General features: G+C 39.2%; 14 protein-coding genes and 1 pseudogene. 5 read left to right on the top strand and 10 right to left on the bottom strand.

The annotated features are described in order from the left end of the window. Positions 1 to 6: 6 nt before the first annotated feature. Positions 7 to 228 carry a hypothetical protein gene (locus PING_RS08600; RefSeq protein WP_041766251.1) on the bottom strand — a complete coding sequence of 74 codons (222 nt, stop codon included), beginning with the start codon at positions 226 to 228 and terminating at the stop codon, positions 7 to 9. Further along, a pseudogene (locus tag PING_RS19900) lies at positions 191 to 1,333 on the bottom strand (IS3 family transposase). Before PING_RS19900 ends, PING_RS08600 begins: the two are co-directional and overlap by 38 nt. 113 nt (positions 1,334 to 1,446) lie before the next feature. Here PING_RS19900 and PING_RS08615 point away from each other — a divergent pair. From PING_RS08615 to PING_RS08625, 3 genes are all read left to right on the top strand, one after another. Next, positions 1,447 to 2,814, top strand: a complete 1,368-nt coding sequence (locus PING_RS08615) for an NfeD family protein (RefSeq protein WP_011769995.1) — start codon at positions 1,447 to 1,449, stop codon at positions 2,812 to 2,814. A gap of 41 nt (positions 2,815 to 2,855) precedes the next feature. Next, the gene (locus tag PING_RS08620) at positions 2,856 to 3,626 is read left to right on the top strand and encodes a slipin family protein (protein WP_011769996.1); all 771 of its coding nucleotides are present in this window, start codon (positions 2,856 to 2,858) and stop codon (positions 3,624 to 3,626) included. A 359-nt stretch (positions 3,627 to 3,985) separates the two neighbouring features. Then, positions 3,986 to 4,279 (top strand): hypothetical protein, encoded by a 294-nt coding sequence (locus PING_RS08625; protein ID WP_011769997.1) that lies wholly within the window; start codon positions 3,986 to 3,988, stop codon positions 4,277 to 4,279. 57 nt (positions 4,280 to 4,336) lie between these two features. On the opposite strand, the gene PING_RS08630 is transcribed toward PING_RS08625, so the two are convergent. From PING_RS08630 to hisF, 3 genes are all read right to left on the bottom strand, one after another. After that, positions 4,337 to 5,488: an iron-containing alcohol dehydrogenase gene (locus PING_RS08630; RefSeq protein WP_011769998.1), complete on the bottom strand. Its 1,152-nt coding sequence runs from the start codon at positions 5,486 to 5,488 to the stop codon at positions 4,337 to 4,339. Positions 5,489 to 5,907: 419 nt separating this feature from the next. After that, positions 5,908 to 6,537 (bottom strand): bifunctional phosphoribosyl-AMP cyclohydrolase/phosphoribosyl-ATP diphosphatase HisIE, encoded by a 630-nt coding sequence (hisIE, locus tag PING_RS08635; RefSeq protein ID WP_011769999.1) that lies wholly within the window; start codon positions 6,535 to 6,537, stop codon positions 5,908 to 5,910. Beyond that, a complete protein-coding gene (hisF, locus tag PING_RS08640) occupies positions 6,534 to 7,307 on the bottom strand; it encodes an imidazole glycerol phosphate synthase subunit HisF (protein WP_011770000.1) in 774 nt (257 codons plus the stop codon). The genes hisIE and hisF overlap by 4 nt, the downstream gene beginning before the upstream one ends. Before the next feature lie 977 nt (positions 7,308 to 8,284). Between hisF and PING_RS08645 the strand changes: the two genes are divergently transcribed. Continuing rightward, positions 8,285 to 8,728 carry a DUF411 domain-containing protein gene (locus tag PING_RS08645; protein ID WP_041766254.1) on the top strand — a complete coding sequence of 148 codons (444 nt, stop codon included), beginning with the start codon at positions 8,285 to 8,287 and terminating at the stop codon, positions 8,726 to 8,728. Positions 8,729 to 9,004: 276 nt separating this feature from the next. Here PING_RS08645 and PING_RS08650 read toward each other — a convergent pair whose 3' ends face one another. Then, on the bottom strand, positions 9,005 to 9,373 hold the full coding sequence (locus PING_RS08650) for a hypothetical protein (protein ID WP_011770002.1): 369 nt from the start codon (positions 9,371 to 9,373) through the stop codon (positions 9,005 to 9,007). A 742-nt stretch (positions 9,374 to 10,115) separates the two neighbouring features. Here PING_RS08650 and PING_RS08655 point away from each other — a divergent pair. Further along, entirely contained in the window at positions 10,116 to 10,805 is a 690-nt protein-coding gene (locus PING_RS08655) for a DUF6629 family protein (protein ID WP_011770003.1), read from the top strand. 203 nt (positions 10,806 to 11,008) lie between these two features. On the opposite strand, the gene PING_RS08660 is transcribed toward PING_RS08655, so the two are convergent. The 4 genes from PING_RS08660 to hisB all read right to left on the bottom strand — a co-directional run bounded on the left by PING_RS08660 (position 11,009) and on the right by hisB (position 14,296). Then, positions 11,009 to 11,650: a hypothetical protein gene (locus PING_RS08660; RefSeq protein ID WP_041766258.1), complete on the bottom strand. Its 642-nt coding sequence runs from the start codon at positions 11,648 to 11,650 to the stop codon at positions 11,009 to 11,011. A 237-nt stretch (positions 11,651 to 11,887) separates the two neighbouring features. After that, positions 11,888 to 12,625 carry a 1-(5-phosphoribosyl)-5-[(5-phosphoribosylamino)methylideneamino]imidazole-4-carboxamide isomerase gene (gene hisA / locus PING_RS08665; protein WP_011770005.1) on the bottom strand — a complete coding sequence of 246 codons (738 nt, stop codon included), beginning with the start codon at positions 12,623 to 12,625 and terminating at the stop codon, positions 11,888 to 11,890. A gap of 1 nt (position 12,626) precedes the next feature. After that, positions 12,627 to 13,229, bottom strand: a complete 603-nt coding sequence (gene hisH, locus PING_RS08670; RefSeq protein WP_011770006.1) for an imidazole glycerol phosphate synthase subunit HisH — start codon at positions 13,227 to 13,229, stop codon at positions 12,627 to 12,629. Beyond that, a complete protein-coding gene (gene hisB, locus PING_RS08675) occupies positions 13,226 to 14,296 on the bottom strand; it encodes a bifunctional histidinol-phosphatase/imidazoleglycerol-phosphate dehydratase HisB (protein ID WP_011770007.1) in 1,071 nt (356 codons plus the stop codon). The genes hisH and hisB overlap by 4 nt, the downstream gene beginning before the upstream one ends.

The following is a 14,296-nucleotide window of genomic DNA, read 5'->3' on the forward strand; positions in this document are numbered from 1 at the left end:
ATCTTATTATTTTTCGTTCGCAAAGAAGACTGCGGCCTTTTTTAAAATATCACGCTCCATTTTTAACCGGTTGTTTTCTTTGCGTAATATTTCTAGTTCAGCTCTTTCTGATATATTTAATGTTGATTGTTTTGAGCCTGGTCTAGAATCTGTTTGTGTTTCAGTTCTTACCCAGCGGGTAATATTCTGGTCAAGTCCAACCGGACACCTGACTTTGTAAATTTTCATAGTTAATCGCTGTTAAATTACGGAGTATTGTATGAAGTTGTTCATGGTTGTAATAACGGATATATTCTTCAACATCCATCTTCATCCTTTCACGTGTTAAATGCACAACATTTAATAACCATTCATTTTTTAAACTACCAAAAAATCGTTCTACAACAGCATTATCTAAACAAGCACCGACACTGCTCATTGAGGCCGTTATTCAATCGACTAAATAGCCCGCTAGTATATTGAGAGCCCCTATCACTATGGAACATTAATTCAGCTTTAGGTTGCCTGATGTTAATCGCCATTTGTAATGCACGTTCAACTAAATCAACCGTCATACGTTTCGAGATAGACCAGCCTATAATCCTGCGGGAGTATAAGTCCATAACAATGGCTAAATACATCCAGCCTTGATTGGTTCTCAAATATGTTACATCACCCGCCCAAACTAAGTTTGCCTGTGTGGGATTGAACTGCTGGTTTAATACGTTATCAGCAACGCTATCACTATGCTTACGCTTTGTTGTTACTTTATATGCCTGGCGTTGGGTCACCACAAGTTTCAGCTTACGCATGATGCTGCGCGTACAGTAACGGCCTACATTAAAACCCGCTCGTCTCAAGTTCTTGCACAACTGGCGAGAGCCTAAACTGCCACGACTGCGTTTAAATAGCTGACGCGCCGTACGATACATATTCAGCTCTTCTTCACTCATTATTTTAGCTGGCCGTTCAAGCCAATCATAAAATGCACTACGACTCACTTGTAGTACATTACAAAGTAGTTTTATTGAATATTTAGAGCGATATGCTCGAATATATCGAAACTTTACTTCATTTCTTTTGCGAAGAAGGCGCTGGCCTTTTTTAGTATTTCTTTTTCCATACGAAGCTGTTTAACTTCTTTTCGTAAGGATAATAACTCAGTCCGTTCATCAGAATTTACCGTTGAATTGGCATGCTCTTCGGTTTTTTGTTTCCAGCTATAAAGCAGGCTAGTTATGATACCTAAAGCAGAAGCTGCCTCCTGAACGCTATAATCTTGCTCACTGATTAACGCTAATGCTTCTGTTTTAAATTCACTCGTATAAGTTTTGTATTGACGTTTTGTATTCATGTACACCTCAATAGTGGATTGTATTATCCAAAATTAAAGTATCCAGTTCAATTAGAACAGAATATCCTAACTGAACTATTATTAAAATACAGTGCAACTTTGGAGGGGTAATAATGAATAAATGGCCTATCTTTTGGTTATTATTTTTAACCTTTTTTTGTTTTACTGCCAGCGCTAAAGAAGTTTGGGTTATTCCCGTTCAGGGGGCTATTGGCCCTGCGACCTCTGATTACATAGAGCGGGAATTTCAATTAGCGCAGCAGCAAGATATCTCTTTAATGATCCTTAAAATGGATACGCCAGGTGGTTTAGACTCCGCCATGCGCAGTATTATTCAAAATATCACCTCCTCTACCATTCCTGTTGCGACTTGGGTTGGTCCTAATGGTGCGCGCGCAGCGAGTGCGGGTACCTATATACTATTAGCCAGCCATATTGCCGCAATGGCAAATGCAACCAATCTTGGCGCAGCCACTCCCGTTGCTATTGGCATTTCCGGACCGGAAAGTTCGCCTAGTGATGAAAACTCACCATCAAGCCAGAAAGACGCTAAAAATAGCGAACAGGTCAGTGCCAAAACGACACTTGAAAAAAAAGTAATCAATGATGCAAGTGCTTATATTAAAGGCTTGGCAAAATTGCATGGGCGTAACGAAGAATGGGCTGAGAAAGCCGTCAGAGAAGCTGCCAGTATCGATGCGCAAACAGCATTAGCGGGGCATGTTATTGATTTTATTGCTGATAATCTTGAACAAGTCATTGAGTTTGCCAATGGCCGGGAAATTTTATTATTGGGTAATAAAAATAAACTTTCATTAGATGAGGTAAGCCTTATCGAGCGCGTGCCTGATTGGCGTTATAGTTTTCTGGCGACTATTACCAATCCTAATATCGCTTATATCTTAATGTTAATTGGTATTTATGGATTAATACTTGAATTCTACAGCCCGGGTGTTGGTTTGCCAGGCGTATTAGGGGGGATCTGTTTAGTGCTGGCAATGTACGCGATGCAGATGTTACCAATAAATTATGCGGGATTAGCTTTTATTTTACTGGGTCTTTTATTGCTTGTTGCTGAAGCCTTCAGTCCAAGTTTTGGTGCTTTAGGCCTTGGGGGGATTGTCTCATTTATATTGGGTTCAATTTTTCTTATGGACAGTGATTTACCTGAATATCAAATTGCTAAACCCCTTATTATGGCTCTTGCTCTGTTATCGACTACTTTTATTTTGTTGATGATTGCTCTGTTATTAAAAATCAGGCGGAAAACAGTCACTACGGGTGTTGATCGTTTGGTTGGTCGATTGGCTATCGTAAAAGATGATTTTGATACAGGCCAAGGGTGGGTTGAAATTGCCGGTGAAATTTGGCACGCATCTAGCGCTGATAGTTTACTAGCAGGGCAGAAAGTGCGCGTTAAACAAGTCTCCGGATTAAATCTGATTGTCTGTGCTAATGAGAAAAACAGCCTCATGGAATAAAAACAGCATAAAACGTGTGTTCATTAATAAGGAGAAAGGTAATGATGATTTATAGTATAACCGGCGGTCTGATTTCTATTTTAGTACTGGCATTACTCTTTAGTATGTTCAAAGTATTACGTGAATATGAGCGTGGTGTGGTTTATTTTCTTGGGCGTTTCCAGGAAGTAAAAGGCCCTGGATTAGTTATTTTAATTCCTGTTATTCAGCAAATGGTAAGAGTTGATCTGCGGACAATTGTTTTAGATGTACCCACTCAAGATTTAATTACACGTGATAACGTTTCGGTTAAAGTTAATGCGGTTGTCTATTTTCGAGTTGTTGATCCGCAGATGGCGATTAACAATGTCGAAAGTTATTTGGAGGCAACCAGTCAATTATCACAAACGACCCTAAGGTCAGTGTTAGGGCAACATGAACTTGATGAGTTACTGGCCGAACGGGACCGTTTGAATAAAGATATACAAGTTATTTTGGATAAACAAACGGACAATTGGGGTATAAAAATAGCAACTGTTGAAGTTAAACATGTGGATCTTGATGACAGTATGATTCGTGCTTTAGCCAAACAAGCAGAGGCCGAGCGTGTCAGACGGGCAAAAGTTATTCATGCAACGGGTGAATTTGAAGCATCTGAAAAATTACAGCAGGCTGCAATGGTTTTAAGTAAAGCGCCTAATGCGATGCAGTTAAGATATATGCAGACGTTAACTGAAATTGCTAATGAGAAAACCTCCACGATTATCTTTCCGATGCCGATTGATTTGTTGGATAATTTAAAAGCGTTAGTTAAAGAAAAAGATACCAATTAGTCTATTAAGGGGCAAGCTATTTAAACGGAGTCTTTAATATTGAAATAGATTGTAGGGTACTATGACACGATTTTTTTATGTTTTATTGTCCTTGGTCTCATTTTTATGACAGCTATTAGAGGCGTTGTTATTATCCACCACTCTGGTTGTTAAAGCAGGCATTGATAAAGAAAACTGGCAATTAATAGCATCGCCCTTTATGCTGAAAAATGCCAGAATGACCGGGTATGTCAACGACTTATTTTGAATAAAAATAAGTCGCCCTATATAACATCTATAATTTTGGATCTTGACGGTAAAGTATGTGATGATACTGATCAAAATTTGTTAATCTGCCAGTAGGAATATTTATAAAAACTATGTCTAGACTATTCAAACTAGGTTGGAAACGATTCGTAAAAGCTTTTCAATCTTCTCAAGAGTTCCAACAGCGAATTTGGGTCGTTAGTATACAAAAAGGCGATCAGCAGAAAAAGAGTGTTTTTAATGATACCTGTTTGGTAAACGAAGATTGTTTCGATACGCCTATGCAGTGGATGAGTGACAAAGGCTATTTAGCAGAAAGTATTAAAAAAGTAGATAAGATGCAATGTTCACAGGTACTCACCATAGAGTTTGACAATTATCGGCATAGTTTGATGCGTGTTAAGTAGTCTGTTGATAGGCCTGCAGAAATCTTGTGCAGACCTGAATTGATGTGCAGTTAAAGCTCACAGGGCTGCTTCTAAAATTTTACGCGACCTGCTTAAATCATTGTTCCGACTTTCCCCTAATGCAACCATACCATGCTTTTTTAAGCTGTTTAAGAGAACTTCAATCGAAGCTCTTTCGAGCCCTGCATGATTCAGGGTTGTTGGGACATTCATTATGGTGAAAAAATTAATCGTTTGGGCAATTGCCTGATCAATGCGTTGATCTATTGCACCTTCAGTAATAGCAAAAACTCTTTCTCCATATTGTAATAATTTTTCCTCTTTTTCGATTCGACATATCTTCATTACAGCGGGTAAAATAATACTTAAGCTACGCGCATGGTCAATACCATAATGACCGGTAAGTTCATGGCCAATACCATGCGATGTCCAGTCCTGTGGTACACCGGCACCAATTAAACCGTTTAATGCTTGAGTTGCACTCCACATTATATTCGATCTTACGGCCAGATCGTCCGGTGTTTTTAATACTTTGGGACCCTCTTCGATTAAATTCAATAATAAAGCCTCTGCAAAACGATCTTGTACTTTTGCATTAACCGGGTAAGTTAGGTATTGCTCCATAACGTGAACAAAGGCTCCAACAACACCATTAGCACTCTGACGTGGTGATAAACTTAATGTTGTTGTTGGATCCAAAATAGCAAAAGCGGGGCAAACTAGTGGTGAATTAAATGCAAGTTTGTTATGTTCTCGTGTAATAACTGCGTTTCCGTTACTTTCAGATCCTGTTGCCGGCAAGGTTAATATACACCCTAGGGTAAGTGCACTATTAACCACCGCTTGCGCTTCTAAAATATCCCAAGGCTCAGGACCTTCAAATCTACAAGCTGCGGCAATAAATTTTGTACCATCAACAACGGAACCTCCGCCAACGGCTAACAGATAATCAAAATTTTCCGCTTTGATGATTGCGACTGCTTTAAGTAAAGTCTCATATTTAGGGTTTGGCTCAATGCCTGAGAATTCACTCCAATTATAATCAGCTAAAACTGCTTTAACCTGATCATATACACCGTTTTTTTTAATGGACCCCCCGCCATAAAGTACTAATACTTTCTTGTCTTTTGGTATTTCAGATGTGACTTTACTAATCTGACCTTCGCCAAAATGAATACGTGTATTATTAAAAAAGGTGAAATTATCCATGTGTATCTCCATGTAATAACATTGAAACTTTAGATAGTACCTATTATAGGGTTAATTCACATTAGCAGTTAATATCAAATATAGCTGTATTGTATTCAGTCTTAATAAGGATTTATTATTCAAATGTCTTAATTCAATTTATTACTTAATTTTTTAAGCATTTGATTAAGTGGAAATGTCTCTATCGGTCTATTGTACTAAAAGAAATAATTAAGTGATCATGTTGTAAGATATGCATAGTTTTTAGTCGTTGATTTAAATTAGTATTGTAGTTTTTCAATTCAGGTCTAAATTTTATTTATGTTAGTATTGGCTGTTTATTTTGTCGAAATGTATATAACCAATTGGAATAAATTGTGGTGGTAAAAAAGGCTAATGAAGAGATTATTATCATTAACCTTTCTCTGAAAATTTACAAATTAATCAGTATGACGTTCCTGTAATTTATCTGCAATATCAGAAAGTTGTAAACCTTCATTTTGTAATAAAACGGTTAGATGATATAACAAATCAGCACTTTCACAAGTTAATTCATCCATATCTTTGGCCATCGCAGCAAGTGCAACTTCAACACCTTCTTCTCCCACTTTTTGGGCTATGCGTTTTGTTCCTCGTGCATATAGACTTGCAGTATAGCTACTTTTTGGATCAGCATTCTTACGACCCGCTATTACTTTTTCTAAATCGGCGATAAAAGTGAGCGCAGGTTGTAATTCACCCTTAAAGCAGCTTTCTGTTCCCAGATGGCAGGTAGGACCAATGGGATCAACTATTGCCAACAGCGTGTCATTATCACAGTCGGTGCTTATCTCCAGCACATTTAAAAAGTTACCTGACTCTTCCCCTTTACACCATAAACGCTGCTTGGTACGGCTAAAAAAAGTCATTTTGCCACTTGTAAGGGTTGCAGTTAATGCCTCTTGGTTTACATAACCCAGCATTAATACTTTGCCTGAGGTGCGATTTTGCACAATAACCGGCATCAAGTTATCAACTTTTTCCCAATCTAATGCTGTAAGCTGTTGTTCATTCATTAACGCTTTGTTCATAATCTTATCTCTACCTGCTGTGTTTTAAGGTAAGCTTTCAACTCACCAATATTAATTATCTGCTTGTGGAATACACTCGCAGCCAGAGCACCATCAACATCTGCCTGCTTAAAGACTTCGGCGAAATGGACCATTTCACCGGCACCACCAGAAGCAATTAACGGTACATTACAAACTGCACGTGCCTGAGTGAGTTGATCGATATCGTAACCGCAACGAACGCCATCCTGGTTCATCACATTAAGCACGATTTCACCTGCCCCACGAGACTGTACTTCTTTAATCCAATCAAAAGTATTCCATTTGGTGGTCAAGGTTGCCTTTTCATTACCGGTAAACTGCTTAACCTGGTATAAACCCGTTTCCTTATCAAAGTAGGAATCAATACCGATAACAATACACTGCACGCCGAATTTTTCAGAAAGGCGATTAATCAAACTGGGATCTGCAAGCGCCGGGCTGTTAATGGACACTTTATCTGCGCCAAACTCTAAAATACGTCGAGCGTCATCGATAGTCTTGATACCACCGGCCACGCAGAAAGGGATATCAATCACTTCTGCGACACGGCTTACCCAGCTTTTATCAACGACGCGTGCATCTGAGCTGGCAGTTATATCGTAAAAGACTAATTCATCGGCGCCTTCTTCTGCGTAACGTTTAGCGAGAGGGACAATATCACCGACAATTTCGTGATTACGAAATTGCACGCCTTTTACGACCTGCCCGTCCTTGACATCAAGACAGGGAATTATGCGCTTTGCTAACATGATGACCTCTTATGTAGTAATTTTATATATTTCAAAGTGTTATCCAATATTTTTTTCTGTGTAATTTAAGTAGCATCATATTTGCATACAAAAATATTAGTTAGCGACAATATTATTGCTTAAGTATCCGTCAAGTATATAATTATTCATCATTGCTTTGTAGGCTTTCGGGGTACATTTAATAACTTATTTCTTTTAATCAGGACTGTTTTAGTCCTTTTATCGGTACCTTTGGATCTTTGTTTATTAAAACTGCCAATGAGCTTCCCAAACATAAGGTCTCATTTCCGAATCCGGTTCAAATTTCGATTCACTTCGCTTGCCTATCACATACGCCAATTACTTGAAGATGCAGTAATCTGGATCTTCAAGTGATTGGCGTATAAACGCCTGCTTAAGCGGTTGGCCCAAGTGTATCAATGGTTGAGCTGAATTTCACGGTAATAAATTTCTCCTGATGGCTTTTTAAGGGTAGGATTGGTGATATTTTATAATCTGCAAAAGCAGATAAGTCAGTATTGAAGTTACTTATTTTACTAAATATTTTACTTTTACTTTTGACATTGCCCTAAGGGGAGGGGGTATTGTTCTTGTATATAACCTCATTTTGCAATTTTATGAAACGAACTTTACGCAGTCTATTAATATTCCCATTCATTTTTATGGCTTTTTTTTCAGTGCAAGCCGAACGTGTAACTGAGCATTCAAGATCTGAAATTGAAAGTTGCTTGTGTTATGAGATTATCGATAATAGTGCGAATAACCCTTGTTCAACAGTCTCGTTTTTATTTTTTTCGTTGGAACGATTAAATGTTTCAAATGACACACTTATTTTTGATCGTGCCGCTTTTGTTGACTATAAAAGTTATCTGCTTAGGCAGCATAGATCGCGTTTATTTCGACCCCCAATTGTTTATTCTTTGACGTAACTCTTTACGAAATAAAAACTTATTATTAAAATTAAAATGGACAATCTTATGAATAAATTTAAAACACTTTTTATTACCCTTTCTCTGTTCGCGAGCAGTGCCTTTGCAACCGAAATGACTTTATATAAATCACCCTATTGCGGTTGTTGTACAGCTTGGGCTGAACAAGTTGAAAAGGCGGGTTTTGAAATAACAGTGATAGAGCAAGCCAATAATAATCAACTGCACAAAGCTCATGGAATCACACAGGATCTTGCAGCTTGTCATACTGCAATAGTAGACGGGTACGTGCTAGAAGGGCACGTGCCGGTTGATGATATTCAACGTTTATTAAAAGAGAAACCAGGCATTACAGGAATAGCAGTTCCGGGTATGCCAGCATCATCACTTGGCATGGACGTACCTAACAATACGGATCCCTATCAAGTCATCGCCTTTAGAAAAGACGGAAAAACGTCGGTCTATAACCAATATCATTTCCCCAAGAAATAAGCATTTTTGAACGGATAATTTCATATAAACAGCGCTTAGAGCGCTGTTTTCATTTATATAATATATAGAGCGAAACCGTTGTGCAGGTGTGAAAATTTCAATAGGATCAACATATCAGGGAGATGTTTTTTTAAACTATCCAGCAGTGCTTATTCTGTCTTTATTTGTGTGTGTCATGCTAATCAATTTTTAATTTCTTCTAAACTAAGCCGCTTTAACTTATTGCTTGTTAAATATCTATTTTAGATTTTTAACAAAACACAATTAACCTGCTCGTTATTTGTGTTTGATGCTTTGGGCTGGTGGTCGACTGCAACAAGATGGCTTATGTTTGCTATTTTCTATCATATTTTGATCGACGAATTTATAATAACCTGTTTTGAAATGGTTCCACCAACCCCCTGAAAATTCAGCACCGTGCTTAACTACGAGATGTTTAATGGTGTCTAAATTAATATGCGTTACATCATAGGCAATCTTCAGCAGGCCATCTTTAATATCAAGCGTGACATTCTCAATACCTAAAGCTTGATCTATTTCGAAGATTATTTTCTCCTGGTTAAATTCGGTTAACCCTTTTAATTGAAGTTTTCGGATAACTAAATTAACTTCTTTGACGCCTACTCGGTGCTTGAGATCATTCATGATTTATTCCTTATTTTTTTACTTAGAAAATGCTGCCAATATTATTTACTTATTATCCTTATCGCTCCCGTACAGGTCAGACTATATATCAATAATTTGAAGATTACGGACACTGCCTTTAAGAGGGTTTCGACTGTCATCTTGAAAGCAAGTTTAGCCATTACCCTTGGGGGAAGGTCAAGCTGAGAGAGAGGATGAAAATTATTTATAGAGGTTTTTCAACTTGTCTAAAGGGTAAAATATTTTATAAAAATAAATTCACAGAGGCGCCTATGTTGTTATTGTTAGAGCTTTAGGAAGAAATTAGATTAGATCTGTTTAAGGTCAAAATACAATATTTGTTGCACATCGGGAAGAGACTATACTAGATAACAGCCCTGTGGATTATGTTGTTTGGTTTTTTTCAATGTGTCATTCTACTTGGATCAACTCATTATTGATCTTACTTAACTCATTATTGATCTTACTTAACTCACTATTACCTAAATCTATATTGCCTAAATTTATATTAGATTGTATGGAAGGTTGAGCGAGTAAGGGGCAACCAAGATTTGAGTTGGTGAGACGTTAAGTTATTGACTCAGTGTATTTTACACATGCAGTTTTTGCTAAAAGAAAAGCAGCACCATTATACACATTGGTGGGCAAGGCATTGGCGCGTCAAGCGACTTGCAGGGTTACAGTCTCTCATCACTCTTAAATGGTCTTCGCTGTTTAGGATAAATAAAATTCAGGGCGATTTATGTGCTTTTCAGCAACAGCAAGTATCAGTCTGGGATTGGTGTTAGTCCCCGTGGGTATCTACTCAATCAAAAGGGCAGCCACGCTACCTTCTGGTTTTAGAGTGTTGGCGTTAACACCTTTACTGTTCGGCTTGCAGCAAACTTTAGAAGGTTTTGTCTGGCTAGGTCTCGCGTCGGGTGATGCATTGGCTACTCGATTCGCAGCGTTGGGTTTTAATTTTTTCTCCCTCTTTTTCTGGCTGGTGTGGATCCCTTTATGTTGTTATTCCATTGAACCAAGTGCACTCAAAAGAAAGCTGTTTTCTCTCCTGTCGATTTTAGGGCTGGCTCACGGTTTGTCGATGTATGTGCCATTACTCCTTTATAAAGATTGGCTAACAGTCGACATTGTTGGTCATTCCATTCACTACAGCGCACGGCTGCTGCATGACGGTTATGTGCCGATTATTTTTCTGCAGATTTTGTATCCCCTGATCATTATTGTGCCTTTGTTATTGAACAGCAATGCTCATGTAAAGATTTTGGGGCTTATTACTCTGTCCTCACTATTACTGACCAGACTGTATTTTAATGATGCACTTATTTCGGTGTGGTGCTATTTTGCAGCTGTATCTTCTATTTATATTCTCTTTATGATTATTCAAACCTCAAAACGCGCTGAAAAATCAGCCATTGGCATCACCATCTAATTAGGTCGTGCTGTTATTCTACATAAGCAGGCCATAGCGCATAGGATCGTGTGCACAAATGCTGCCCTTCGGGGGCATATAAAAGCGTTCTGTGCTAAGTTATTTGTCATTTATAGAGAATAACTATGCTTCACTTTTCCTGCCTTACTCAGAACACTTTTGATTGAACAAAATTTGTATCAGAAAGGTCAGCAGATCCTGCATTATGATGCACCATAGAGTGCATCAACTTCTCCATTTTGTATGCCTTTATTGACTCGCAATAAACTACTTTGCGCAATTGATAATACTTCCTGCATATTCTCATAACAGCGTCGATCATTTTTGCCGTAAGCAAAAAAGGTTAAGGTCACTTGATGACCTATACCGCCAGTATCAGGTTGATTACCCAAGACTAAATAACAGGTCGGTGATTGGGATAAACAAATAGCGCCAGCTTTAAATCCAGGTTTAGTTGTCGTTACATGCTGCAGTATATTTTGGATCAACCAATCAATACTTTTCGCCTGACAGTTCTCCGGGATATCACGAAACAAGACCATTAACCGTGCACTGCACTTTTTCGCGTAAGGATATTGCTGATCAGAATTATTTTCTGCCGGATTAAACACGCAATCGTTACTTTCCAATAATGAACGTGGACCGTTTACCCATTCTATCAGAGCATAAAACTGTTCGACAAACCCCCATTTCTTAAAGGGGATAAGATCTTCGATAGCGCTACGGATAAGCTTAGGTTGTTGTTTAAAGTCTATATATACACTGCTATCATCGGATACCATACTCGTCCATGGGTGTGATCTTAATGCTGAGTTATCAATCTGCTTGGAAATAAAAGCGTCCACAGTTTCTGCCTTTGTTGAGTTATATACTAATGAAGGGGCTGATTAAAATGCCGATGGTTTTTGGTTTTTAATTTAAATATGGCTTGGTTATTTTTTGTGTTGTTCACTATCCGAGGTGATTTGTGTTTTTGGTCTGTCGGAGTTCCAATCCTGTAATAAAGCTGTAATTCTTTTATTTTAAAGGGATTACAGCTTTTTATTTGTGTGCTGATAGTTATTTACGTAAAAGGCAAAAAATTATGCGTTTTCCCAACAGAAAATGGCCTCTTTAACGGTAAATTTACCTTCCAGCAGCGCGCGACCGACAATCATGCCCGATGCGCCGGAGCGGGCAACCGCTGCGATATCATCTAATGAGCCGATGCCACCCGATGCCTGCCAGGCTACTTGCGGGTAGGCTGCGGCCATTTCTTTATAAAGAGAGACATTTGAGCCGCTTAAGGTACCGTCTTTGGAAATGTCAGTACAAAGCACATGTTTTAAGCCGACTGCTAAGTAAGTCTCTAGCAGAGATTCAATTGTTTGACCACTTGCTTCCTGCCAGCCGGAAACCGCCACAATTTTGTTACCTTGTGCGTCGATGTTGATATCCAGTGCCAGTACGATATGTTCCGCACCGTATTTTTTCATCCAACCGGCTACCATTGCTGGTTCTTTAACAGCTGTTGAACCAATAACCACCCGCTGAGCGCCAGCATCTAACAGATCTTGTACGTCCTGCTCGGTGCGTACACCGCCGCCAATCTGAATTTTAGCGGGGGTGTTAGCTATCAGGCTGGCGATCACTTTTAGCTGGCGTTTAGTCACATCTTTCGCGCCGTCTAAATCAACCAGATGTAACCAATCGGCTCCCTGCTGGTTATAAATAGTAAACTGGCTTTGCGGGGAGTCACTGTAAACTGTTTTTTGTGCGTAATCACCTTGATATAAACGCACGACTTTGCCATCGATAAGATCGAGTGCTGGAATAATCATTTTAAAGCTCCAGGAAGTTTTTAATCAGTTGGGCGCCAGCTTTACCGGAGCGTTCGGGGTGAAACTGTACCCCGTAAAAATTATCTTTATTAACGGCCGCAGTAAACGGCGTACCATACTCGCAACTGGCGATGGTATTTTCATTGACTGGCAGGGCATAACTGTGCACAAAGTAGAAGTAACTGCCCGCAGGAATATCTTTAAATAAAGGTTCATCAAGTTTAGGGGTGATTTGATTCCAGCCCATATGGGGAGAGCGTAGCGGCGCAACATCCATCTTTTCGATATGGCCTTCAACTATTCCCAGTGTTTCAATAATAGGTTGATCACCAAAACCTTCTTCCGAGGCATCCGCTAACATCTGCATGCCTAAACAGATCCCTAAAACAGGTTGGGTCAGGCTTTTAATTGGTTCAACTAAATTACGCTCAATTAAATTAGCCATTGCCTCTTTAGCAGTGCCGACACCGGGTAAAAAGAGCTTATCTGCCTGCTGTAAAATGGCCGGATCTTTACTGACGGTGACACTATAGCCTAAACGTTCGATGGCAAACCTAACCGAAGAGAGGTTAGCGCAACCCGTATCAATAATGACTATGTTCATAAAACACCTTTGCTTGAAGGTAAGTCGGTTCCCACAACTTGTATACATTGGCGAAGGGTACGGCCAAACGTTTTGAATAAACCTTCAACCATATGGTGAGTATTACCCTTTTCAACTTCAAGGTGTAAGGTTGCGCCCATCGCTTGTGTTAAGGAATGGAAAAAATGTTGAACCATTTCCGTTGACATAGTACCGACTAATTCACGCGGAAAATCCGCTTTAAATTTAAGGTATGGGCGGCCGGATAAATCCAATGTACAACTGGCTTTTGTTTCATCCATAGGTAAAACAAATCCAAAACGGCCAATACCACGTTTGTCTCCGAGTGCCTTTTTAAAGGCTTCACCAAGTGCAAGCGCGGTATCTTCAACCGTATGATGATCGTCTATGTGTAAATCACCTTTAACCTGTACATCCATTTGGAAACCACCATGGGTGGCGATTTGATCTAACATATGGTCAAAGAAGCCCATGCCGGTATCAATATGGTTTTCACCCGTATGATCTAAATCTAAGGTGACATTAATATCAGTTTCTTTGGTTGTACGGGTAACGGAGGCAATACGCCCTTGGCTGGTTAACTGTTTAACAATCGCATTCCAGCCACCGGTTTCTCTGTTGTACATAATGCCGGTGATGCCCATATTGTCAGCAAGCTGGATATCGGTAATACGATCGCCAATAACATAGGAATGTGCAAAATCGATGCGTCCTGATTTCAGGTATTCACTGACTATCCCTAAATGGGGTTTACGGCAGCTGCAGTTATCCGTAGTGAAGTGCGGACAAAGCAGAGTGGCTTCAAATTTTACACCTTGAGATGCAAAAATTTCCATCATTTTATTCTGCGGAATATCAAAATCAGACTGCGGATAACTGTCGGTTCCCAGACCATCCTGGTTTGATACAATCACCAGAATATAACCTGCATCTTGTAATGTCAGTAAGCTCGGGATGACATAGGGTTCAAAAATTAATTTTTCTAAACTATCAACCTGTTTGTCGCTGATGGGCTCATCAATTAAAGTACCATCACGATCGATGAATAGAAATTTTTGTTTGCTCAT

The sequence above is a fragment of the Psychromonas ingrahamii 37 genome (assembly GCF_000015285.1).
GTDB classification, from domain to species: domain Bacteria; phylum Pseudomonadota; class Gammaproteobacteria; order Enterobacterales; family Psychromonadaceae; genus Psychromonas; species Psychromonas ingrahamii.

Bases quoted from the DNA above. Each gene is read 5' to 3' on its own strand.
- PING_RS08600 (WP_041766251.1), bottom strand. From the start codon at position 228: ATGAAAATTTACAAAGTCAGGTGTCCGGTTGGACTTGACCAGAATATT.
- PING_RS08615 (WP_011769995.1), top strand. From the start codon at position 1,447: ATGAATAAATGGCCTATCTTTTGGTTATTATTTTTAACCTTTTTTTGT.
- PING_RS08620 (WP_011769996.1), top strand. From the start codon at position 2,856: ATGATGATTTATAGTATAACCGGCGGTCTGATTTCTATTTTAGTACTG.
- PING_RS08625 (WP_011769997.1), top strand. From the start codon at position 3,986: ATGTCTAGACTATTCAAACTAGGTTGGAAACGATTCGTAAAAGCTTTT.
- PING_RS08630 (WP_011769998.1), bottom strand. From the start codon at position 5,488: ATGGATAATTTCACCTTTTTTAATAATACACGTATTCATTTTGGCGAA.
- hisIE (WP_011769999.1), bottom strand. From the start codon at position 6,537: ATGAACAAAGCGTTAATGAATGAACAACAGCTTACAGCATTAGATTGG.
- hisF (WP_011770000.1), bottom strand. From the start codon at position 7,307: ATGTTAGCAAAGCGCATAATTCCCTGTCTTGATGTCAAGGACGGGCAG.
- PING_RS08645 (WP_041766254.1), top strand. From the start codon at position 8,285: ATGAATAAATTTAAAACACTTTTTATTACCCTTTCTCTGTTCGCGAGC.
- PING_RS08650 (WP_011770002.1), bottom strand. From the start codon at position 9,373: ATGAATGATCTCAAGCACCGAGTAGGCGTCAAAGAAGTTAATTTAGTT.
- PING_RS08655 (WP_011770003.1), top strand. From the start codon at position 10,116: ATGTGCTTTTCAGCAACAGCAAGTATCAGTCTGGGATTGGTGTTAGTC.
- hisA (WP_011770005.1), bottom strand. From the start codon at position 12,625: ATGATTATTCCAGCACTCGATCTTATCGATGGCAAAGTCGTGCGTTTA.
- hisH (WP_011770006.1), bottom strand. From the start codon at position 13,229: ATGAACATAGTCATTATTGATACGGGTTGCGCTAACCTCTCTTCGGTT.
- hisB (WP_011770007.1), bottom strand. From the start codon at position 14,296: ATGAGCAAACAAAAATTTCTATTCATCGATCGTGATGGTACTTTAATT.